The sequence below is a fragment of the Streptomyces sp. NBC_01089 genome (assembly GCF_045162975.1).
GTDB lineage: Bacteria > Actinomycetota > Actinomycetes > Streptomycetales > Streptomycetaceae > Streptomyces.
Map to the genome: position 1 here is coordinate 7,963,292 of NZ_CP108660.1, position 21,811 is coordinate 7,985,102.

21 protein-coding genes are annotated in these 21,811 nt (G+C 72.0%); 11 read left to right on the plus strand and 10 right to left on the minus strand.

Annotated features, from left to right (window positions below):
- Positions 1-154: 154 nt before the first annotated feature.
- A complete protein-coding gene (locus OG510_RS35810; protein WP_406142182.1) occupies positions 155-2,335 on the minus strand; it encodes an alpha-N-acetylglucosaminidase in 2,181 nt (726 codons plus the stop codon).
- A gap of 200 nt (positions 2,336-2,535) precedes the next feature.
- The gene (locus tag OG510_RS35815; protein ID WP_406142183.1) at positions 2,536-3,216 is read right to left on the minus strand and encodes a TetR family transcriptional regulator; all 681 of its coding nucleotides are present in this window, start codon (positions 3,214-3,216) and stop codon (positions 2,536-2,538) included.
- 122 nt (positions 3,217-3,338) lie between these two features.
- Here OG510_RS35815 and OG510_RS35820 point away from each other — a divergent pair, with 122 nt between their 5' ends.
- The 3 genes from OG510_RS35820 to OG510_RS35830 all read left to right on the plus strand — a co-directional run bounded on the left by OG510_RS35820 (position 3,339) and on the right by OG510_RS35830 (position 6,981).
- A complete protein-coding gene (locus tag OG510_RS35820; protein WP_406142184.1) occupies positions 3,339-4,103 on the plus strand; it encodes an SDR family NAD(P)-dependent oxidoreductase in 765 nt (254 codons plus the stop codon).
- A 258-nt stretch (positions 4,104-4,361) separates the two neighbouring features.
- A complete protein-coding gene (locus OG510_RS35825; RefSeq protein ID WP_406142719.1) occupies positions 4,362-5,195 on the plus strand; it encodes a VOC family protein in 834 nt (277 codons plus the stop codon).
- A gap of 598 nt (positions 5,196-5,793) precedes the next feature.
- Positions 5,794-6,981 carry a peptidase S8 gene (locus OG510_RS35830; protein WP_406142721.1) on the plus strand — a complete coding sequence of 396 codons (1,188 nt, stop codon included), beginning with the start codon at positions 5,794-5,796 and terminating at the stop codon, positions 6,979-6,981.
- Positions 6,982-7,071: 90 nt separating this feature from the next.
- Here OG510_RS35830 and OG510_RS35835 read toward each other — a convergent pair whose 3' ends face one another.
- Positions 7,072-7,431: a winged helix-turn-helix transcriptional regulator gene (locus OG510_RS35835; protein WP_406142185.1), complete on the minus strand. Its 360-nt coding sequence runs from the start codon at positions 7,429-7,431 to the stop codon at positions 7,072-7,074.
- 88 nt (positions 7,432-7,519) lie between these two features.
- Here OG510_RS35835 and OG510_RS35840 point away from each other — a divergent pair, with 88 nt between their 5' ends.
- Both OG510_RS35840 and OG510_RS35845 read left to right on the plus strand, forming a co-directional pair.
- Positions 7,520-8,344 (plus strand): polysaccharide deacetylase family protein, encoded by an 825-nt coding sequence (locus tag OG510_RS35840; protein ID WP_406142186.1) that lies wholly within the window; start codon positions 7,520-7,522, stop codon positions 8,342-8,344.
- Positions 8,341-9,267: an NmrA family NAD(P)-binding protein gene (locus tag OG510_RS35845; protein ID WP_406142187.1), complete on the plus strand. Its 927-nt coding sequence runs from the start codon at positions 8,341-8,343 to the stop codon at positions 9,265-9,267. Before OG510_RS35840 ends, OG510_RS35845 begins: the two co-directional genes overlap by 4 nt.
- Before the next feature lie 48 nt (positions 9,268-9,315).
- Here the strand turns inward: OG510_RS35845 and OG510_RS35850 are convergent, their stop codons facing one another.
- Together OG510_RS35850 and OG510_RS35855 are read right to left on the minus strand one after the other, a co-directional pair.
- Positions 9,316-10,344, minus strand: a complete 1,029-nt coding sequence (locus tag OG510_RS35850) for a zinc-binding dehydrogenase (RefSeq protein ID WP_406142188.1) — start codon at positions 10,342-10,344, stop codon at positions 9,316-9,318.
- Positions 10,345-10,405: 61 nt separating this feature from the next.
- Positions 10,406-11,383, minus strand: coding sequence for an aldo/keto reductase (locus OG510_RS35855; protein ID WP_406142189.1), 978 nt, complete (start codon positions 11,381-11,383; stop codon positions 10,406-10,408).
- 219 nt (positions 11,384-11,602) lie between these two features.
- Between OG510_RS35855 and OG510_RS35860 the strand changes: the two genes are divergently transcribed.
- Complete coding sequence (locus tag OG510_RS35860; RefSeq protein ID WP_406142190.1) at positions 11,603-12,514, plus strand: helix-turn-helix transcriptional regulator; 912 nt, start codon at positions 11,603-11,605, stop codon at positions 12,512-12,514.
- Between the two features lie 71 nt (positions 12,515-12,585).
- On the opposite strand, the gene OG510_RS35865 is transcribed toward OG510_RS35860, so the two are convergent.
- Positions 12,586-13,182 (minus strand): TetR family transcriptional regulator, encoded by a 597-nt coding sequence (locus OG510_RS35865; RefSeq protein ID WP_406142191.1) that lies wholly within the window; start codon positions 13,180-13,182, stop codon positions 12,586-12,588.
- A 112-nt stretch (positions 13,183-13,294) separates the two neighbouring features.
- On the opposite strand from OG510_RS35865, the gene OG510_RS35870 reads away from it, so the two are divergent.
- Both OG510_RS35870 and OG510_RS35875 read left to right on the plus strand, forming a co-directional pair.
- On the plus strand, positions 13,295-14,485 hold the full coding sequence (locus OG510_RS35870) for a cytochrome P450 (RefSeq protein ID WP_406142192.1): 1,191 nt from the start codon (positions 13,295-13,297) through the stop codon (positions 14,483-14,485).
- Positions 14,486-14,489: 4 nt separating this feature from the next.
- The gene (locus tag OG510_RS35875) at positions 14,490-14,705 is read left to right on the plus strand and encodes a ferredoxin (RefSeq protein ID WP_406142193.1); all 216 of its coding nucleotides are present in this window, start codon (positions 14,490-14,492) and stop codon (positions 14,703-14,705) included.
- 74 nt (positions 14,706-14,779) lie between these two features.
- Here the strand turns inward: OG510_RS35875 and OG510_RS35880 are convergent, their stop codons facing one another.
- Genes OG510_RS35880 through OG510_RS35890 form a run of 3 tightly spaced genes read right to left on the minus strand, consistent with a single transcriptional unit; the run spans position 14,780 to position 17,621 of the window.
- Entirely contained in the window at positions 14,780-15,715 is a 936-nt protein-coding gene (locus tag OG510_RS35880; RefSeq protein WP_406142194.1) for an alpha/beta hydrolase, read from the minus strand.
- Positions 15,712-16,497, minus strand: a complete 786-nt coding sequence (locus tag OG510_RS35885; RefSeq protein WP_406142195.1) for an SDR family NAD(P)-dependent oxidoreductase — start codon at positions 16,495-16,497, stop codon at positions 15,712-15,714. The genes OG510_RS35880 and OG510_RS35885 overlap by 4 nt, the downstream gene beginning before the upstream one ends.
- A complete protein-coding gene (locus OG510_RS35890; RefSeq protein ID WP_406142196.1) occupies positions 16,494-17,621 on the minus strand; it encodes an LLM class flavin-dependent oxidoreductase in 1,128 nt (375 codons plus the stop codon). Before OG510_RS35890 ends, OG510_RS35885 begins: the two co-directional genes overlap by 4 nt.
- 148 nt (positions 17,622-17,769) lie before the next feature.
- Here OG510_RS35890 and OG510_RS35895 point away from each other — a divergent pair, with 148 nt between their 5' ends.
- Complete coding sequence (locus OG510_RS35895; RefSeq protein ID WP_406142197.1) at positions 17,770-18,399, plus strand: PadR family transcriptional regulator; 630 nt, start codon at positions 17,770-17,772, stop codon at positions 18,397-18,399.
- Here OG510_RS35895 and OG510_RS35900 read toward each other — a convergent pair.
- Positions 18,327-18,881 carry a flavin reductase family protein gene (locus OG510_RS35900; RefSeq protein WP_406142198.1) on the minus strand — a complete coding sequence of 185 codons (555 nt, stop codon included), beginning with the start codon at positions 18,879-18,881 and terminating at the stop codon, positions 18,327-18,329. The two genes, OG510_RS35895 and OG510_RS35900, sit on opposite strands and share 73 nt — an antisense overlap.
- 108 nt (positions 18,882-18,989) lie before the next feature.
- Here OG510_RS35900 and OG510_RS35905 point away from each other — a divergent pair, with 108 nt between their 5' ends.
- Both OG510_RS35905 and OG510_RS35910 read left to right on the plus strand, forming a co-directional pair.
- Positions 18,990-20,666 (plus strand): FadD3 family acyl-CoA ligase, encoded by a 1,677-nt coding sequence (locus tag OG510_RS35905; RefSeq protein WP_406142199.1) that lies wholly within the window; start codon positions 18,990-18,992, stop codon positions 20,664-20,666.
- Positions 20,663-21,790, plus strand: a complete 1,128-nt coding sequence (locus OG510_RS35910; protein WP_406142200.1) for an acyl-CoA dehydrogenase family protein — start codon at positions 20,663-20,665, stop codon at positions 21,788-21,790. Before OG510_RS35905 ends, OG510_RS35910 begins: the two co-directional genes overlap by 4 nt.
- The last annotated feature ends 21 nt before the right edge of the window (positions 21,791-21,811 follow it).

Sequence of the window (21,811 nt, forward strand, 5' to 3'; positions counted from 1 at the left end):
CGGCCTGCGCTGCCGGTTCCGGTCGGCTGCGGATGCGCGGGAGCGCCGCTCGCCGCAGGTCATCGTACGCGTCCGGGGTCCGGCGGAGCCGTGCGGCGGGCCCGGGCGATGCCGCCGTGGCGGCTCGGGCGACACCGCCGGGCCCGGGGACGCGTCAGCTCCGCCGGCCGGTTCCGGCGACCCGGCGGGCGATGCGCACGATGTCGCCGGACGGCTCCGTGCGGTACGGGGGATGGTCGCGGATCCAGCCGTCCTCGATCGCGTACCAGTCGATGTCGTGCGGTGCGCGGTTCTCGGCGAGTGCGGTGCCGAGCTCGTCGAAGTAGGTCTTCCAGCGCAGCGTGTAGAGACCCCCGACCAGCCCGGCCCACTCGCGGTTCGCGTAGTCGCGCAGCCCGCCGTCGTCCGCCGCCGCACGGTCGCCCCAGACGGTGAGGAGCGACACCGCGTCCCGGGCGAGCCGGTCCTTCTCGGCGCTGTCCGCGCCCCAGGAACGGGCGTCGGAGATCCAGCGCCCCAGCAGAAAGCGGCGGTCGGTGGCGACGGTCTCCTCCAGGAGCCCCATCCAGGTGAACCACTCCGCGGTGAGCCGCCGGAACCCCGCCAGGTCGGCCCCGTCGTACGCGGACTTGATCCGTGGCAGCAGGGTGCGGCTGTGGTGCGAGAGGGTCTGGCGGGTGACATCGAGAAGGTCGTAACGGTAGGCACTGCTGCGCCGCAACGCGGCCGGGACCGCCAGGAGTTCGGGCAGGGCGCGGGCGAACTCGGCTGTGTCGTAACGGAGTCCGTCGGGCGACCAGGCGGCGCCGCTCTTCGCGGTCAGCGAGGGGCGGGCGCCGAAGAGGCCGTCCGGGGCCTCGCTCCAGCTGTCCGCGCGGGTCGTGCCGTACGCGGTGCGGCGCAGGATGTCCCAGGCCGCGGCCGCGTGCCGGTCGGGTGCCCCGTACCGCTCCGCCGACCACCGGTCGAACCAGGCGGCGAGGGAGACGGGGCCCTCGGTCCAGGGCAGATCGCTGAAGAGCGCGAAGGCGGCCGGATTGTTGTCCGAGCCCTCCGGCATCAGCGCGATGCCGCTGAGCGCGCTGTCCTGTTTGGTGCGCCACCGCTCGTACAGGGCCGCCCAGTCGGGGGTGTTGGCACCCATGGTGGTGTGCCCGCCGAAGTTCCAGATCGACCCGAAGGCGTACGGCGTCCCGGCCCAGTCCTTCTCGCGGTCGGTGACGGTCGGGAAGCGGTCCGAGAGGCCGTCCACGATGAACATCTTCGACCGGTCGACGGCGTCGATGATCTCGCGGCGTGGATTGGTCTGCCAGCCGAGCACGTTCCAGACGGCCCCGGGGTGCGCGGTGCGCAGCGCCTTCTCCACGGCCTTCGCGGCCTCGCCCACGGGTACGTCCCCGGGGTCACCGCCCTCGTGCAGCAGGTCGACCTTGTACATGCCGGAGTCGCCGAGCAGGGCGCTCTGGATCCGGTAGAAGGTTTCGGCGACCCTTCCGAAGACAGCGGTGCGCGGATCCAGCCAGTCGGGGCGGGTGAAGCCGGTCCACTCGCCCTGCGGTACGACATGGGCGCCCGGGTTGCGGTCGGCGAAGCCGGCCGGGACCGTACCGAAGTAGCCGGGGAGTACCGGGGTCATGCCCAGCTCGCGCACCCGCCCGACGATCCGCTGCGCGAGGCGCAGCCGCCGGTCCAGGAGCTGGCGCGACACCGGCCCGCCGAAGCCCGACATGTTCTGCAGCAGCCACCACGGCTGGTGGGCGGGGCCCGGTATCCAGGCCCGCAGCTCGGCGTCGCCGTACCCGAACTCCTGGAAGGTCCGGTGGTAGACGCTGTCCGCCCCGGTGTAGACGAGGACCTCGTTGTAGCCGTGCAGGGCCAGCACGTCGAGTTCGTGCTCCCAGTACTCCCAGCCGCTGTACGGGCCGGTGTAACCGTCGTTGGTGTCGTTGAAGACAAAACGGTGTGTGACGTTCGCGGACTTGACCAGCGGTGCCCGCAGGCCGGGGAGCCGGCGGGGGAGGACGGTCTGCTCGCCGTTCCAGGAGAAGTGGGCGTGCGCCGTCGACCGCAGATAGTGGTGCAGTCCGGTGAGCTGCACGGCCGGTGTGGTGCCCTCGACCACGATCCGGCCGGTCGTGCCGGACACCCGGAAGGCGTCCGCGCCGTCCCTGGCCGGCACGGTGCGGAACGTGACCTGGTCGCAGTGGCGGGGGAGGAGCCGCGCCAGCGCCCGGGAGGCCGCCGGGCGCTGCGCCGCACCGGCGCTGCCCTGCCCGGAGCCGAGCGCGGCAGCCGCGCCCAGAGCGGCGATGATCGTGCGTCGGCCGATGTCCATGGGGCGACTCCCTAGCGGCAGTGGGGCGGACTCGATCACTGGACGGGGATCCTAGACGCAGATGATGACAGCCGGTCAAGGCATGCGCACAGGGGGAGTTGAGGGTGCGCACGGAGGGAATCACCGCAGAGCGTGACCGGCCTCGCCGGAGACCGTGACAGGCCGGAGACCCGGTGAGGTGCGCGGGAGACCGCTGCCGGTCAGCCGGCGGGCGTCGCTCCCGGGCCGTCCCACAGCCGCAGGCCCGCCGTCAGCCCGTGCACACAGCGTGCCGCCAGCTCGGCGGGTCCACCGGGGCCGTGGTCGGGCGCGTCCGTGGTGGCCCAGACCTCGACGGCGACCCGCATCGCGGTGTTGGCGGCGGCGGAGGCCAGCCTGATCTCCAGCGGGTCCACCTCGTCACCCGCCAACGCGGCCAGTACCGGGGTGAGTTCCTCCTCGGCGTCATGGGTCACCCGGAGCCAGACGGAGCGCAGGCCCGGATGGGCGTCCATCGCCCGGATCAGCCCCCGCGTCCAGTGCAGCGCCTGGGTCTCGGCCTCGTCGGTGGGGGTGAGCGCCCGCAGCGCGGCCCGTTCGAGCGCACGGGGCACAGGCAGCTCGCCCGGGCTGTCGCGCAGATCGGCGATCCACTGCTTCACCCCGCTGGACAGCAGCGGGGCGACCGCGTCCTCCTTCGTACGGAAGTACCGGTAGAAGGTCCGCAGCGCGATCCCGGAAGCGCGGGCGATGTCCTCGGCCGTGGTGCTGTCGGCGCCCCGCTCGGCGAAGAGGGCGGCGGCGGTGCGGGCGATCTCCAGCTGGGTCGCCGCCTTGCGGCGCTCGGTCAGCGAGGGCCGGGCGGTGGCCGTCCGGTGCGTCTCAGGGGGCGTCTCTGGCATGTCCAAAGGGTATGTCCCGGAGCCCGCGGTCCGCCCCATCTGCCTATGTGGCACAACATGCCATTAAGGCGTACCGTGCAAAAGAAGGGCTCGAAGGTGAGCCCGGAACGGAGACAGGAACAATGAACCGCTTTGACGGACGCCGCGTACTGGTCACCGGTGGTGGCTCGGGCATCGGGCAGGCCACCGTGGCCCGCATCCTCGCGGAGGGCGGCACCGTCGTCGCCGCCGACATCGTCGAGGCGGGCCTCGACACCACCCGTGAGCAGGCGCGCGCCGCAGGAAAGGAGAGCCGGCTCACGACGGTCGTGGCCGACATCTCCGACGAGTCCTCGGTGCGCTCCGCCATCGGGGGAGCCATCAGCGACCTGGGTGGCCTGGACGCGCTGGTGAACGCGGCGGGCATCCTGCGGTCCTCGCACACCGCCGACACCACCCTGGAACTCTGGAACAAGATCCTCGCGGTGAACCTCACCGGCACCTTCCTGGTCACGCGTGAGGCGCTGCCCGCGCTGCTGGCGGGCGGCAAGGGCGTGGTGGTCAACTTCAGCTCCACGTCCGCGACCTTCGCGCACCCGTACATGGCGGCCTATGCGGCGACGAAGGGCGGCATACAGTCCTTCACGCACGCCATCGCCATCGAGTACGCCAAGCAGGGGCTGCGCGCCGTGTGTGTCGCGCCGGGCTCGATCGCCTCGGGCATGACCAGCGACCCCGGCCTGCCGGCGGACGCCGACCTCAGCCTGCTGGCGAAGCTCTCCCCGGCCATCGGCCAGGGGTTCGCCGGGCCGGAGACGGTGGCGGGCGTGATCGCGATGCTGGCGTCCGACGACGGCGCGTTCGTCACGGGCACCGAGCTGCGTATCGACGGCGGTACGCACGCCTGACGTACGCCTGACCCGGTCTGTCCCTGGCCCGGTCCGCGCTCCGACCGCGGCAGCCGCCGCCCGCCGGTCACCCTCAGGAGCCGCTCTCCGTAGCCGCTCTCCGCCGGGTGATCGACGAGCGGTGGCTCTCCTGTGTGGGCAGACTGGAAGCACCGGACAAGGCGCCGTCGCGGCGTCACGCCCTGCTCTGCCGCCGCTGCGACACGCGGCCCGCGTGGGGCGGGTGAAAACAGGACGGTTCCGGCGGACGAGGAGGAGATCCCGGTGGATGCCGCAGGCGTGGAGTGGAGCGATGCGGTGTCCGGGGCCCCCTGTTGGGTCAACCTGACCGCACGGGATCTGGTGGCGGCCCAGGACTTCTACGGGCCCGTGATGTCGTGGGAGTTCCGCCCGGCGAAGCTCGGCGAGGAGTTCAGCGTCGCCCTCCTGGACGGATCACCGGTCGCCGGGATCGGCGCCCTCGCGCCCACCCTCCAGGTCGCCGTCGCCTGGACGCCGTACTTCGCGGTCTCCGACGCGGACGTGGCAGCCGCCCGCATCAGGGAGCGCAGCGGCACGGTGGCCATCGGGCCGGTCTCCCTCGTCTCGGGGCGCGGCGCCCTGGCCGCCGACCGGGACGGCGCGGTGTTCGGGATCTGGGAGGGGCAGCTCCTCACCGGCTGGGAGGCGTGGCGCGACAGCACCCCCGCCTGGCTGCGGCTGCGCACCCGCAACGCTTTCGACGCGGCGATCTTCTACGGGGGAGTGCTGGACTGGGCCAGTGGGCTCCCGGGCAGCTGCGAGGTCGAGTACGAACAGGACGAGGTCGTGCTGCGCAGCGGCGGCCATGTCGTCGCCCGCCTCAGCTCCGGGGCGCTGGAGGCGGCACGCGACCCGGCGATCCGGCCGCACTGGCAGGTGCACTTCCCGGTGCCCGACGTACCTGCCTGTGTCGAGGCGGCGCTCGCCAACGGCGGCACCGTCGTCGCACGACAGGCGACGCCATCCGGCACGGAGGCGACACTGCGTGACCCGGACGGTGGTCTGTTCACCGTGACACCGCTGCACCCCGGCGACGTGGGCGCCCGGCTTTCGCCGGGACCGGCCGAGTAAGCGAGTACGGGTACCGGTACGGGTACCGAGCTGCGCCCGGCGAGTAGCGGGCGGCCCGGCACGGCGGTCGCGTAAGGCCGCGGCGGTCCGGTCATCGGCGGGCGGCAGCTTCGTGCTTCGGGCCTCTGGCTCCGGCCCCCGCGCCCGTACGCTCCGGCCCCCGCGCCCGTACGAAGAGGAGCGCGCCCCTTCCGCAGCCCGAAGCTGCCGCCGTCCGGCTTCGGTTACGTCCGCGACGAGCAGGACAGAACCCGGCCCGCAGATGCGGCTCCGGCATACGGGTGCGCCTCCGCGACTCTCCAACACCTCGGTTCTCAGAGGCTGTTCGGTGTCACCCCCGTATCGCCCCTGATCACTCCCCCGGCAGGCAAGCCTTTGGCCATGGGATACCCATCGGTCGCCCCCGAGGGTAAAGCACGGGTACAGACGCCCCCGACCGTCTTGTTGACGTGTTCCTGGCGAACGTAGGTTGTGGCCGCCCCCGCCGCGTGACCCGTCGGCCGGGGCTGCAAGCGCACGTACACAGCTCCTCGTTCCCCCACAAGACGGAGGCAGAACGTTGTTGCGCAGATCCCTTTCCCTCACGGCGGTGGCCGGAATGGCCACCGCCGCGCTCGCACTGGCCGCACCCATCGGCCAGGCAGCGCCCGCCCATTCGGGCTCATCCGCCCAGGGCGTCAAGGTGGCCCGGTCGTGTGCCCAGCCCACGAAGAAGGACTACATGGCGTGCAACGCGCTCCATGTCACGTCCGGTACCCCCGCATCGGCCAACACCGAGCGCAACCTCACCGCGGCCGCCGCGCCCTCCGGCCTCGGCCCGTCCTCGCTCCAGGCGGCGTACAACCTGCCGTCCGCCAGCGCGGGTTCGGGTGCCACGGTGGCGATCGTGGACGCGTACGACGACCCGAAGGCCGAGTCCGACCTCGCGACCTACCGTTCGCAGTACGGACTCCCCGCGTGCACCACGGCCAACGGCTGCTTCAAGAAGGTCGGCCAGTCCGGCACCTCCAGCCTGCCCTCGGCCGACGGTGGCTGGGCCGAGGAGATATCGCTCGACCTCGACATGGTCAGCGCGGCCTGCCCTCAGTGCAAGATCCTCCTGGTGGAGGCCACCACGCCGACGATGGACAACCTCGGCACCGCGGTCAACTCGGCCGTCAAGCTCGGCGCCAAGTACGTCTCGAACAGCTACGGCGGCGGTGAGTCCTCCTCCGACAGCTCGTACGACACCAAGTACTTCAACCACCCCGGCGTGGCCATCACCGTGAGCTCCGGTGACGACGGCTACGGCGCCGAGTACCCGGCAGCCTCGCGCTACGTCACCGCCGTCGGCGGTACGTCGCTCAAGACCGCTTCCTCCACCCGCGGTTGGGTGGACACCGTGTGGAGCGGCGCCGGTTCGGGCTGCTCGGGCTACGACGCCAAGCCGTCGTGGCAGAAGGACACCGGCTGCGCCAAGCGCACGGTCGCCGATGTGTCCGCGGTCGCCGACCCCAACACGGGCGTCGCCGTGTACGACTCGTACAGCCCCGGCACCGGCTGGATGGTCTTCGGCGGCACCAGCGCGTCGTCGCCCCTGATCGCCGCGGTCTACGCACTCGCGGGCACCCCGTCGTCGGGCTCCACCCCGGCGTCGTTCCCGTACGCGCACACCGGTTCGCTCAATGACGTCACCAGCGGCTCGAACGGCAGCTGTGGCTCGTCCTACCTGTGCACCGGCAAGGCGGGCTACGACGGCCCGAGCGGCCTGGGCACCCCCAACGGAACCGCGGCCTTCACCGGCTGACACCCGTCGCGTCCACTCCTCGCGGGGCGGTTCCTTGCGGACCGCCCCGCGAGGCTGTCCGCTCCGGTTTACGGGTAACGCGTGGAACTCTCACGACTCTTGTTCGCCTCTGGACTCTTGGAATCCCACCACGGCCGCGCCGTGCTCGTGAGCCCACTCAGTCAGTACGGCGATCGGTTTCACCAGCGTCCGGCCCAAGTCTGTCAGCACGTACTCGACCTTCCCGGCCTCGACATGGCGGTCGACCAGGCCGTATCCCTGCAACCGCCGCAGCGTCTGGGTCAGCACTTTTCGCGAGATTCCGCCGATCCGGTCGACCAGCTCTCCGTGCCTGCACGGTTCCCGGCTCAACGCGAACAGCACGACCACCGCCCACTTGTCGGTGATGATCTCGGTCGCCAGCCGAGCCGGGCAGTCGGCGAGGAAGACGCTGCCGGAGTACTCACGCATGCCCCGACGATAACCCGCTGCCAGGAACCTGGAGGTACCTGCCGCCGCACTAGCGTCCACGGCGGAAGCTACCGAGCAGGGGAACCGCATGAGAGCAGTAACCGGCTGGCCGGGTGGGCGGAAGGTCGTCGCGCTGGTCACCGTCGCGTTGGAACTGTGGTCACCAGGGCACTGGCCCGCCTACGCGCCGATGGCCGCGGCGTGGCCGCTGCCCGGCATCGACGACACACACAGCACCTCCTGGGCGGACTACGGCGTCACCACCGGCATCTGGCGGTTGCTCGACGTCCTCGGTGACCTGCCCGCCACCGTCGGCGTCAATGGACTGGTGGCCGAGCGGCACCCCGAGACCGTCATGGCCGTGCACGAGGCGGGTCACGAGATCGCCGCACACTCCTGGGCCCAGGACGTGGTGCCCGCGCTCCTCGATGTCGATGCCGAGCGGGCCAATATCCGTCGCTGCACCGACATCCTGGGCCAGGTCGTCGGCGTTCGCCCGACGGGGTGGATGAGCCCACGCGCCACCGGTTCAAGGCACACTGACGACCTGCTCGCCGAGGCCGGCTACCACTGGACCGGCGACCACGGCGACCACGACCTCCCGCAGGTCCTGTCCACCGCTCACGCTCCGCTGGTCTCCCTCATGCACAGTGACCACTCCGACGTCCGCGACGCTGCGGCCGGCCCGTACGTCTACCGCGACCTGCACCGTGAGCTACTGAACCAGTTGCTCGCCGCCCCCGGCCCAGGAGTCTTCCGCCTGACCGTCCACGCCCACGTCGGAGGCCGACCGCTCCTCGCGGGCATGGTCGGCCAGATCCTCGACCACATCCGTGAGTCCGGCGACGTCTGGGTTGCCACCCACGCCCAGGTGGCTGAACACGTCCTGACACACCAGGGAGGAACGCCATGACCCACGTCCTCGTCGTCGGCGGTACCGGAGCCATGGGCAGTCACGTGGTCCGACGCCTGTTGGCCACCACCGACGCCATCATCACCGTTCCCACGCGCCACCCGGAGTCCGCCCACGCCACCGAACTGGCCGCCACCGCACCCGACCGCGTGCGACTGGTCCGCTCCGGCTCGGCGGCCCTCGAGGTCCTGATCGGGCAGGCCGGCCACGTGTTCGCCAACACCGACTTCTTCGCGACGGGCAGCGCCGTGGGCGAGTATCGGCAAGGGCTGGACCTGCTGGCCGCCGCGGAGCGGGCCGGCGTGGAGCGTTTCATCTGGTCCTCGTTGGACAGCGCGGTGTCCCTGACCGGGCACCCCGTCCCGCATTTCGACAGCAAAGCCGCCGTCACCGCCCACATCGGCCTGATGCGGTCGGAGGAAATGCTCCGCAAGGAGACCGACGGCTGGTACACGGACCACGTCTCGGTACTGACCACGGCGCCGTACTTCGAGAACCTGCGGGACCGACTCGCCCCTCGACCTGACGGCCGGGGCGGCCTGAACTTCAGGCTCCCCCTCGGCACCGCCCACTACCCGCTCGTCGCTCTCGACGACATCGCCTGGTTCGCCTGCCACATGTTCGACCACTGGCAGTCCTGGGGCGCCCGCGACCTCGGGGTGATCGGAGACAGCCTCACCGGCGAAGAGATCGCCGCTGCCTTCGCTCGGGTCACGGGCACCCCCAGCACCTACATCCCGATGCCGCACGACGACCTGCGTGCCGCCGTCCCCGACTTCGGTCATGACTACGCGGCGATGTTCCGGTTCTTCGCCGACCATGATCTCTACGCCGGAGACCGGGACATCGGCCTCCTGCGCCGCCTGCACCCCGACTTGATGACGTTCGAGGCATGGCTGCACCACACCGGATGGACGGGATGACCACCCACCATGTCAGTCCGCATGCGGGCACGCACGACAGGGCTGGGGTCAGGGGCGGACGAGGGCCTTGAGGACCCGGCGGTCGGCCATGGCCCGGTAGGCGTCCGGTGTCCGGTCGAGGGGGAAGGTCTGGTCGAAGACCCGGCCGGGGGTGATCGTGCCGTCCAGGACGTCGGGCAGGAGCTGCTCGATATAGGCGCGGGCGGGGCTGGCGCCACCGGTCAGGGTGATGTTGCGCATGAACTCGGCCGGGCCGATCGGCCCCTCCTCGTACTGCGGGACGCCCAGGCGGCTGATGGTGCCGCCGTCCAGGACAGCGCCGAGCGCGGTGTCGAGGGCCGGGCGGGTTCCGACGGCCTCGATCACCTTGTCCGCGCCGCCGGTCAGCTCGCGGATGCGGGCGATGCCCTCCTCGCCGCGCTCGGCGACCACGTCGGTGGCGCCGAACTCGCGGCCCAGGCCGGTGCGCGCCTCGTGGCGTCCCGCGAGGACGATCCGCTCGGCGCCGAGCCGCCTGGCCGCGATCACCGCGCACAGGCCGACCGCACCGTCCCCGACGACCAGCACCGTGTCACCGCGGGCGACACCGGCGGTGACCGCGCCGTGGTGGCCGGTCGTCATCACGTCCGACAGCGCCAGCAGGGACGGCAGCAGCGCGGAGTCGGCGGCGACCGGCAGCTTGACCAGAGTGCCGTCCGCGTAGGGGACACGGACCGCTTCGCCCTGTCCGCCGTCGACGCCGTCCAGCCCGTACCGGCCGCCGTTGCGGCACGAGATCTGCAGGCCCTTGGCACAGTAGTCGCAGGTGTTGTCGCTGTAGGTGAACGGGGCGACGACCAAGTCCCCCGCCCTCAGGCCGGCCACGTCCGTGCCGGTCTCCTCGACGACACCGAGGAACTCGTGCCCCATGGGACGGCCCGTCTCCGTGACGGGCATCGACCGGTACGGCCACAGGTCGCTGCCGCACACGCACGCGGCCAGCGTGCGCACCACCGCGTCGGTCGGCCGGACGATCTTCGGGTCGGGCCGGTCCTCGACGCGGACGTCGCCGGCTCCGTACATCACTGCTGCACGCATGAAAGGTGTTGCTCCAAACGAGAGGTGGGCGCCACGACGGGCGTGGCGTGCCGGGGCGGGATCAGCGTTCGAGCAGCCGCGCCTGGGCCTCGGAGTGGGTGTCACCTGCGGCGGGCGGCAGGCTGCTGAGCCGGTGGAGCTGACCGGCGGTGAGGGTGACGCCGTCGGCGGCGGTGTTCTCCTCGACGCGGCTGACGCGCTTGGTGCCGGGGATCGGGGCGATGTCGTCGCCCTGGGCGAGCAGCCAGGCCAGCGCGACCTGCGCGGGTGTGGCACCGGCCTCGGCGGCCAGGGCCCTGACCTCGTCGGCGAGCGCGAGGTTGCGCCGGAAGTTCTCGCCCGTGAAGCGCGGGTTGTCGCGGCGGAAGTCACCTTCGTCGAACTGGTCGGTGGAGCGGACGGTGCCGGTCAGGAAGCCGCGTCCGAGCGGGGAGAAGGGGACGAGGCCGATGTTCAGCTCCCGCAGGACGGGCAGGACGCGCTCCTCGATGCCGCGGGTCCACAGCGAGTACTCCGACTGCACCGCGGTGACCGGCTGGACCGCGTGGGCACGGCGGATCGTGTCCGGGCCCGCCTCGGAGAGACCGAAGGCGCGGACCTTGCCCTCGGCGATCAGTTCGGCGACCGCGCCCGCCGTCTCCTCGACGGGTGTGCCCGGGTCGACCCGGTGCTGGTAGTACAGGTCGATGTGGTCGGTGCCCAGCCGCCGCAGGGAGCCCTCCACCGCGGTGCGGATGTTGGCCGGGCTCGAGTCCAGATGCGACGGCCCGTCGCCACCGTGGGAGACCAGGCCGAACTTGGTGGCCAGCACCACCTTGTCCCGGTGTCCCTTCAGCGCCCGGCCCAGCAGTTCCTCGTTGGTGTAGGGGCCGTAGATCTCGGCGGTGTCGACGAGCGTGACGCCCAGCTCCAGCGCACGGTGCACGGTCCTGACCGACTCCGCGTCGTCCGTGCCCGAGCCGGTGTAGCCGTGGGACATGCCCATGGCGCCCAGCCCGATCCGGGAAACCTCCAGGTCACGCAGTTTGATGTACCGCATCTCGCCCTCTTCCCATCCATGGTGTTCTGCCCGGTCTCCCCCTCTCGCCCGACCCGGCACGCCGTGCCGGGCGGATCCGCGGGCGGCGGGGGAGGTCGGCGTCTTCCTCATTCACCTTCCCCCGGATCGCTCCGGTGCGGCAGGGCGGGCTCTTCGGGGGTCATGACAGGGCCCCCCTCCCGCCCGCGCGACGGGTGCCCGCCGGGTGAGACTGGACGTATGGCATCCGAGAGTGCGCACAGCGAGGGCGCGGAGCTGGGCCGCTACCTGCGCGCCCGCCGCACCCAGACCAGCCCCGAACACGCCGGCCTCACCATCGGCGCGGGCATCCGCCGCACCCCAGGGCTGCGCCGCGAGGAGCTGGCCACCCTCGCCGGGATCAGCATCGACTACTACGTACGCCTGGAACGCGGCAAGGAGACCCGGCCCAGCCCCGCCGTACTCGACTCGCTCGCCCGCGCCCTGCGCATGGACGACCAGCAGCACCAGCATCTGCGCGAGCTCGCGGCCCGGGCGGCACGTTACGCGCCCGAACCGGCCCCGGCGCCCAGCCGTACCGTGCGCCCCCATCTGAAGCTGCTGCTGGAGTCGCTGCGCCCGAACCCCGCTTACGTGATCAGCCGCAGCATGGACATGCTGGCCTGGAACCCCGGCGGCCTCGCCCTGTACGCGGGCCTGGAGGACTGGCCGGCCAAGCACCGCAACCTCGCCCGCTACCTTTTCCTCCACCCGGCCGCGCGTGACCTGTTCACGGACTGGGACCGGCAGATCACCGGCTGCGTCGCCCGGCTGCGCGCCGTCGCCGGCACCGCACCGGACGCCCCCGACCTCACCAACCTCGTCGGCGAACTGCTCCTGAAAAGCCCCGACTTCGCCGGCCTGTGGGAGCGCTACGAAGTCAACGGACGCAAGCCCGTGCAGAAGACCTTCCGGCACCCCCAGGTCGGTACGGTTACCCTCACCTCGCAGTCACTGCAGGTCGAAGGCACCCCCGGCCAGCGCATCGGCGTCTACACCGCCGATCCAGGCACCCCCGATCAGGACGCCCTGCTCCTGCTCGACATGACCGCGCCCCGGCCCGGCGGACGTGCCGCGGCCACCCCCGAAGCCACCGGCCGGCACGAGCCGTGAGATGCCACCGCGCGCCCCGGCGAACCCGAGCGGCCGCGCGCTCCGGCGGAACCCCCGCGAGCGCGCCGTTCTCAGTCCTGCGCGGGCGGCAGATCCTCCAGCAGGCTCCCCAGGGCGCCGAGCACCAGCCGGGAGATGTCCTCCGGGGCCGCGCCGGCCAGGGGCTCCTTGGCCACGACGACCCGCATCAGGCCGATCCCGAGCAGCCACGCCATCGCGAGATCCGCGCGCAGCAGGCTGTCCTCCTCGCCGGACAGGGTGGACAGCGCCGCTGAGTACTCGTCCCCCAGCGCCTTGACCATGTCGCTCGCCGCTCCACCGGTCCCGATCGACCGCAGATAGACGGCCAGCGGGAGATCCGCCGCCTCTTTCCCGCCACCCGTGAGCATCCCGCGCAGAGCCGTGGCGAACAGCCGCTCCGGCGGCGTCGTACGCACCTGCTCCTGGCCCCCGGACGCCATCACCTCGGTCAGCAGGGCCTGTTTCGAGCCGAAGTACCTGAACAGCAGCGCCTGGTTGACCCCGGCCAGCGCGGCGATGTCGCGCACCGTCGCGGCCTCGTACCCCCGCTCGGCGAACAGTTCCGCCGCCGCGTCGAGGAGCAGCCGCCGGGTCCCCTGCGCGTCACGGCGCCGCTCGGCAGGCCCGTGGGGCGGGCGTTCCTCCATGATCGGCTCCTCCTCGATGAGGCGTCAGCATAACGGCCGTATACCGCCGTTGACGGTGCTCTGCCGCCCACCTACCGTTTGTAAGCAGGTGCTTACAAAAGAGGAGAGCAGTGTGACCACAGCCAGCACGGAACCTCTCGCCTATCCCTTCAACACGGCTGAGGGCCTGGCCCTGGCCGAGGAGTACGAACAGGTACGCAACCGCCCGGGGCTGCTGCGGGTCCGGATGGCCTACGGCGAACCGGCCTGGCTCGTCACCCGGTACGAGGAGGCCCGCCTGGTCCTCGGCGACCTGCGCTTCAGCCGGGCCGAGGGGTACAAGCACGACGAACCCCGCCAGGGTGAGGGCCGCAGGGACAGCGGCATCCTGGGCATGGACCCGCCCGACCACACCCGGCTGCGCTCGCTGGTCGCCAAGGCGTTCACCGTCCGCCAGGTGGAGAAGCTCCGCCCCCAGGTGCGGGACCTGACCGCTGGGCTGCTGGACCGGATGGAGGCCGCAGGACCGCCGGTCGACCTGGTCGAGGAGTACGCGCTGCCGATCCCGGTCGCCGTGATCTGCCGGATGCTGGGCGTACCGGAGGAGGACCGGCCGCAGTTCCGTGTCTGGAGCGATGCCGCGCTCTCCACGAGCTCGCTGACGGCCGAGGAGTTCGAGGCCAACCGTGACGAACTCCGCGCCTATATGGCCGGGTTGATCGCCCAGCACCGCGCCGAGCCGCGTGACGACCTGATGACGGCGCTGATCGAGGCCAGGGACGGCGGCGACCGGCTGTCCGAGCTCGAACTGGTCGACCTCTGTGTCGGCATCCTGGTCGCCGGGCACGAGACCACGGCGAGCCAGATCCCCAACTTCGTCCACACCCTCCTCGACCACCCGGGGGAGTGGCAGCGGCTGGGGGCCGAGCCGGGCCTCATCGACAGCGCGGTGGAGGAGCTGCTCCGCTTCGTCCCGCTGGGCAGCGGCGCCGGCCAGCCCCGGTACGCGAAGGAGGACATCGAGGTGGGCGGCACGCTCGTACGCGCCGGCTCGCCCGTCCTCGTCGCGGTGGGCGCGGCCAACCGGGACGCGCTGCGTTTCTCGGCCCCGGGCAAGCTGGATCTCTCGCGGGCCTCCAACCAGCACCTCGGTTTCGGCCATGGAGTCCACCACTGCCTCGGCGCCCCGCTCGCCCGGCTCGAACTCCAGGAGGCGCTCGGCGCGCTCACCGCCCGGTTCCCGGATCTCCGGCTCGCGGGCGACATCGTCTGGAAGGGCGAGATGCTGGTCCGCGGCCCCCGTGTCATGCCGGTGGGGTGGTGAGCCGATGACCTGGCATGTGGAGGTGGACCGCCACCAGTGCATGGCCTCGGGGATGTGCGCGGGAGCCGCCCCCGACCTCTTCGCTCTCGACCACGACCGGGCCCGCGCGCTCCACAGCGACATCGCCGAGGACGAACGGGCCCTGGACGCGGCGGACATCTGTCCGGCGATGGCCATCACGGTCCTCGACGGGGAGAAGCCCATCGGCCCGCGCCCCTGAGTCACTTGTCGCCCCTGGTTCCGCCGCGCCGCACCTCCGAGTCCGCGAGGGTGCGGCGCGGCGGTCCTGTCCCGTCACACGTCCAGCAGCCACCGGGCCGCCGCGCCGAGCGCCGCGTCCGCCTCCGGGAGCACACCGGCACCGCCCAGGAAGCCGTGGAACATCCCCCGCTCCACCCGCGCCTCGGCGGCCACGCCCGCCTCGCGCAGCCGGTCCGCGTAGGCCAGCCCCTCGTCGCGCAGCGGGTCGCACTCGGGGAGGATCAGCAGGGCCGGGGGCAGTCCGCCCAGGTCGCCCGCGCGGACCGGAGCGGCGTACGGGTCGGTGCCGTCGCCGTCCGGCCCGAGGTACTGCTCCCAGTACCAGCGGATATGGGCGGTGGCCTGGAAGAACCCGGTGGCGTACTCGGCGGCCGAAGCCGTCTCCAGGCGGTCGTCGAGCACCGGGTAGGCCAGGAGCTGGGCGGCGATGCCCGGCCCGTCGGTGTCCCGTGCCATCAGGGTGACGGCCGCCGCCAGGTTCCCGCCGCTGGAGTCGCCCGCGACGACCAGCCGGGACGGATCGCAGCGCAGCTCACGGGCGCGCCCGGCCGCCCAGTCAGTGACGGCGTACGCGTCGAGCAGCGCGCAGGGGAACCGGTGCTCAGGTGCGCGCCGGTAGTCGACCGACACCACCGGCGCGCCGGTGCGTGCGGCCAGTTCGCGGCAGAGCCCGTCATGGGTGTCCAGGCCGCACATCACCCAGCCGCCGCCGTGGCAGAAGACGATGAGCGGCCGGTCCCCGTCCGTGCCGTGCGGGTCGGGTTCATAGATCCGTACGGGTACGGGCGGGGCGCCCGGCGGCCCCGGTACGGAGGCGTCGCTCACCCGCGCGATCTCGGGGAGCCCGCGCACCGGTCCCGCCGATGTGGCTCTGCGCAGGGCGGACACATCGAGCGGGCCGTCCGCCGGGTCGGGGAATCCGTGGGACAGCGCGTCGGCGAAGCGGCGTGCGGCCGGGGTGAGAGTCATCCGGTGGTCAGCCCCCCGTCCACGGTGAACTCCGCGCCGGTGATGTAGGAGGACGCGTCGGAGGCCAGGAAGCGGACCAACTCGGCGATCTCGTCCGGCCGCCCCATGCGCCGCAGCGGCACCCGCGGGTGTTCCCGCTGTCCCGCGTCCTCGCCCAGCGCCCCGGCGACCATCGGGGTGTCGACCATGCCCGGGTGCACCGAGTTGACCCGGATGCCGTCGGCCGCGAGGTCCAGCGCGACGTGCTTGCTGAGTCCGCGCAGCCCGAACTTGCTGGATCCGTAGGCCGCGTGCTGGGCGATCCCCACCAGGCCGGCGGTGGACGAGATGTTGACGATCGACCCGCCGCCCGCGTCCCGCAGGGCGGGGAGCGCGGCCTTGATGCCCAGGAAGGGGCCCAGCAGATTGACGCGGAACAGCAGCTCGAAATTCTCCTGCGTCTCGGCGTCGATCGGGGCCGTCCGCCACAGGGCCGCGTTGTTGACGAGGATGTCGAGCCGCCCGAAGCTCGCCACGGCGGTCGCGACCGCCGTCTCCCAGCTCGCCGTGTCCGTCACATCGTGCGGGACGAACACCGCCGCGTCGCCGAGGCCGGCCGCGACCTCGCGGCCTTCCTCCTCCCGTACGTCGGTGATCACGACCCGTGCGCCGGAAGCGGCGAACAGCCGTGCCTCGACGGCCCCCTGGCCCCGGCCGGCCCCGGTGATCAGTGCCACCTTGCCGTCCAGCCGTACGCCGTCCGCCGCCGCCGATGCCGCGTCCGCGGCCGGGCGGGCGCTCACTTCTCGCCCTCCAGCGCCCGGAAGTGCGGGATGACCGTCTCGCCCCACTGGCGGATGGTCTCCATGCACGCCTCCTGCGGCACGGTGCCCATCTGGATGAGGCACATCACCTCGTCCACCCCGATCTGCCGCAGCTTCTCGACATAGGCGATGGCGGTGTCGGCGGTGCCGTAGGCGTGGTCCGCGTTGTAGGTGCCGGTGTCGACCGGGCGGGCCGGGATGTTGGCGTCGTGCAGCCTGGCGACCAGTTCGTCCCGGTCGCGGGCCATCACCGCCACGTGGTCCTCGTCCTCGTCCTCCCCGGTGGGGGCGGGCGAGTTCCCGTACCAGTGGGCGATGGACTCGGCGAAGAAGCGCTGGCCCCGGGTGCCGATGCGCAGCGCGCGCTCGGCGTCGTCGAGGACGATCGTCGGGCAGAGCGCCGAGAAGTGGTTGTTGACCTCGGTCGACACACACCGCTCGCCGCTCCTGGTGGCGATGGCCTCGTCGTACACCGCGCGCATCGCACGGACGTCGTCGGCCCCGGCGAAGCCCATCACCAGGGCGCCGATGCCCAGTTCGGCGGCGAGCTTGAGGGTGTCGTGCTTGCTGCAGGCCATGAAGAGCGGCGGATGCGGGTCCTGCACGGGCCGGGGCAGGATGGCGCCGGGGCCGATGTCGATGGAGCCGTGCCACTCGAACTGCTCCTCGCGCCAGGCGGCCGAGAAGATCCGCAGCGCCTCCTCCATCTGCGGGTAGGTGTCGTCGGGGCGCACCCCGTACATGGACATCTCCTGCTTCGTGGCGCCGCGTCCTGAGCCGATGTCGACGCGCCCGCCGGAGAGCACGTCGAGCATGGCCGCGCGCTCGGCGACCCGGACCGGGTGCTGGTAGCCGAAGGGCATGGTGACGACGCCGTGGCCGATGCGGATGCGTGAGGTCCGTGCGGCGACCCAGGTGAGGAAGATCTCGGACGCGCTCATGTGCGCGTACTGCGAGAGCGAGTGGTGCTCGACGGCCCAGATCCGGTCGAAGCCCATCTCCTCCGCGTACACGGCCTGTTCGACGCAGTCGTTGATGACCTGGCGTTCGCGCTCTGGGGTCGGGTTCGAGAGCTGTGCCTCGAAGATCATGGAGAACTTCACTGGATGCCTCCGGAGTATTTCGATTAGGAATACTTCTATCAGGCATAGCTGACAGACGGAAGGGGCGGGTGGCGGGATGGGTGCTGGGCAGGGGTGGAGCGGGCCGCCGCGGTCGGTCCGGGCGTGGCCGGACCGTAGACTGCGGGGCGTGGCGGAGAAGCGGACGAGCAGCGAACAGGGCGCCGGGCAGGGCGGTCAGCAGGACACGGAGTCCGGCAGGCCGGTGCTTCCCGCGACCAGCTGGGCCGTGCTCGGGCTGCTCTCCTTCGGTGAGGAGCTGTCCGGGTACGACCTCAAGAAGTGGTCGGACTGGTCGCTGAGGTTCTTCTACTGGAGCCCGTCGTTCTCGCAGATCTACGGTGAGCTCAAGCGGCTGGAGAAGGTCGGCTATGTGACCTCCCGGATGGTCGCCCAGGAGACCGGCAACCGGGACAAGCGCATCTACGCGATCACCGCTGACGGGATGGAAGCCGTACGCGCCTGGGCGCGCGAGGCGCCCGTCGAGCCGCCGGTGCTCAAGCACGGTGTCATGCTGCGGATCTGGCTCGGCCATCTGCTGGAGGCCCAGCAGATGCGCGATGTCCTCGGCGCCCACCGCGAGTACGCGGAGAAGATGCGGCAGCGCGCCGAGGTCGACATCGCCGGGGCGCGGGACGAGGAGGCGTGGGCGTACCCCACGCTCACCCTCAAGTGGGCCGAGCGGTACTACGCGTCGGAGCGCGACCTGGCCGACTCGATGCTCGCCGACCTGGAGGAACTGGAGCGCAGGCGGCCGTAGCCCCGCCGGAAGTACAGCAGCGGCCCGGCGTCGCCGTGCCGCTCCAGCGCGGTGACCCGGCCGAGCGCGATCAGATGGTCGCCGCCGGGGAACGTGCCCGCGAGATCGCACTCGACGGTGGCCAGCGCCCCGTCGAGCAGGGGCGCGCCGTTGGCGCCGGGGCGCCAGCCCGCGTCCTGGAACTTCTCCTTGCCGGTCACCGCGAACTGCCGGCACAGCGACTGCTGTTCGGCGGCGAGGATGTTCACCGCGAAGCGGCCGGCCCCGCGGATGTGCGGCCAGGTCGTCGAGGTGAGGGCCGGGCAGAAGCAGATCAGCGGCGGATCCAGCGATACCGCTGAGAAGGACTGGACCGCCATTCCGGTGGGCCGTCCGTCATTCTGGATCGCGGTGATGACCGCGACCCCGGTACAGAAACTGCTGAGCGCCTCCCGCATGGACGCGTCGAATTCCGGGGTGGACCGAGGGGTGAGGGTCGGCATGCTGCCTCCAATGTTCCTACTAGGTATATGCCTAACCGAAACACGTGTGATTGGATACCGGCCACGCTCGCACGTCAAGTAGGGAGGGTCATCATCAGCGCACACCAGGTGCCACCGCCCACCACCCTCGCGCAGCTGACGGACTTCGCGGCCCACGCGTACGAGGGCCTGGACGCCCTCGCCGACGGTGAGGTCCGCTGGAATTTCGGACAGCTGAGTGACGCGGTCCACGCCGCGGCACGCGCCGTCATCGCCCACGGCGTGGAGCCGGGCGACCGGGTGGCGCTGTGGGCCTCCAACAGCCGCGAATGGCTCACGGCCGCCCTCGGCGCACTCGCCGCGGGCGCCGTACTCGTCCCCCTCAACACCCGGTACAAAGCAGCCGAGGCCGCCGACATCATCCGCCGCAGCGGCGCCCGCACCCTGCTCACCGAACGCGGCTTCCTCGGCATCGACTACGTGGCCATGCTGCACGAATCGGGAGAGGACCTCGGCGCTCTCACCTCCGTCGTCGTACTCCGCGGCGGTGCGACCGGAACCGCGCTGAGCTGGGACGACTGTCTCGCGCGCGGCCGAGAGGTCTCCGAGGCCAGGCGATCGGCCCGCGCCGCGGCCGTCCGCCCCGACGACCTCGCCGACATCCTCTACACCTCCGGCACCACCGGCCGCCCCAAAGGTGTCATGAGCACCCACCGGCAGGTGCTCGCCGGGATCGAGGAGTGGTCCCGGGCCGTCACCCTGCGCCCCGGCGACCGCTACCTCCTGCTCAACCCCTTTTTCCACACCTTCGGCTACAAGGCAGGCTTCGTCGCCTGCCTGCTGCGCGGCGTCGCCATGGTCCCCGAAGCGGTCTACGACGTGGACCGGGTGCTGCGCAGAATCGCGGACGAGCGGATCAGCGTGCTCCTCGCCCCGCCGACCGTCTTCCACGGCCTCGTCCGCCATCCGCGTCTCGCCGGCCACGACCTCGGCGCGCTGCGCCTGGCGGGCACCGGGGCCGCCGTCGTGCCGGTCGCGCTCGTCGACGAGATCCGCGAACGGCTCGGGATACCGGGCGTGTTCACCGCCTACGGGCTCACCGAGTGCATGGGCGTCGTCGCCGTCTGCCCCGTCGACGCCGACGCCTGGAGCGTCTCGCACACCGTCGGCCTGCCGCTGCCCGGAACCGAGATCCGCGTCGTCGGTCCCGGCGGCCCGTCCGCCGGCGCACTGCCCCCGGGCAGCGCCGGGGAGATCGCCGTACGCGGCCCGCAGGTCATGCTCGGATACCTCGACGACCCGCAGGCCACCGCCCGCGTCCTGGACGGCGACGGCTGGCTGTACACCGGCGACATCGGCGTGCTCGACGAACGCGGCTACCTCTCGATCACCGACCGGCTCAAGGACATGTACGTCGTCGGCGGCTTCAACGCCTACCCGGCCGAAGTCGAGAACGTGCTGCGCGGCCATGAACTCATCGCCGAGGCCGCAGTGGTCGGCGCCCCCGACGAACGGCTCGGCGAGGTCGGCGTCGCCTATCTCGTCACCGAGAACGGCCAGCGCCCCGACCCGGCCGAACTCACCGCTCGGACCCGGGAACGGCTCGCCAACTTCAAGGTCCCGCGCCGCTTCCACGTCATCCCCGAGCTGCCGCGCAACGCGAGCGGAAAGATCCTCAAGGCCGAACTGCGGCGCGCCGCACAGGAGGACTCCCAGGAAGGCCGGAACGGCCGGCCGGCCGCACCCGGCGCCGCACGGCACGCCGGAGAGCGGACCCGCCCGGAACCAGAAGGAGAGAGCCGATGAGACTCGGCGAGGAGCACCAGGAACTGCGCACGGCCGTACGGTCGCTGCTGGCCCGGTACGAGGGGGCCGCCGCCTGGGGGCCGCTGACCCAGCAGATCGGGGCGGCCGGGCTCGCCGTTCCCGAGGAGTACGGCGGAGCGGGATGCGGCCCCGTCGAGGTCCATGTGGTCATGGAGGAGCTGGGCCGGGTGCTGGCCCCGGTGCCGTATCTGGGCTCGGCGGTCCTCGCCACCCAGGCCCTGCTGGCCGCGCGAGACACGGAGCTGCTGCCCGCCCTGGCGGACGGCGGCAGCACCGGAGCGCTCGCCTGGGCGGAGAACGGGTCCTGGCACCCCGAAGCGATACGGGCGCATGCCGTGCGCGGTCCGGGCGGCTGGCGGATCAGCGGGGCCAAGGACCATGTCCTGGACGGCGCAGGTGACGGGACGGGCACAGGCAAAGGCGCAGGCGACGGCACGGGCACAGGCGACAGCGCTGATGTGCTGCTGGTCGTCGCCCGCACCGAAGCCGGACTCGCGCTGTTCCACGTCCCCTCCGGGGCCGGCGGGGTCACCCGCGAATCGCACACCACCATGGACCTGACCAGACCGCAGGCGACGCTGACCTTCGACGGGGCCGAGGCCCGCCCCGTCGGCGCGGACGGCGACCGGGTGATCGCGCACGTGCGGGATCTGGCCTGTACGGCTCTCGCCGCGGAGCAGGTGGGCGCGGCGGAGCGCTGCCTGGAGCTCACCGTCGCCCATGTACGGGACCGGGTGCAGTTCGGCCGCCCGATCGGCTCTTTCCAGGCCGTGAAGCACCGGCTCGCCGACGCCTTCGTACGGGTCGAGTCCGCGCGTTCCGCCGCCCTGGGCGCCTCCTGGGCGGCGGCTGACGGCTCGCCGGACCTGCCCAGGTACGCGGCGGTCGCCAAGTCGGCCTGCTCCGAGGCGTTCTCGGCGGTGGCCGGGGACATGATCCAGCTCCACGGCGGAATCGGCATCACCTGGGAGCACGACGCCCACCGCTACTTCAAGCGGGCCCACGGCTCGGCCCAGCTCTTCGGCTCACCGGCCGGACACCGCGACCGGCTGGCCGACGCGGTGGTCGGACCGCGCGGGACCGGTGCCGGGCGCCTTGGCTGACACCGGCGCGGCGCCCGGCCC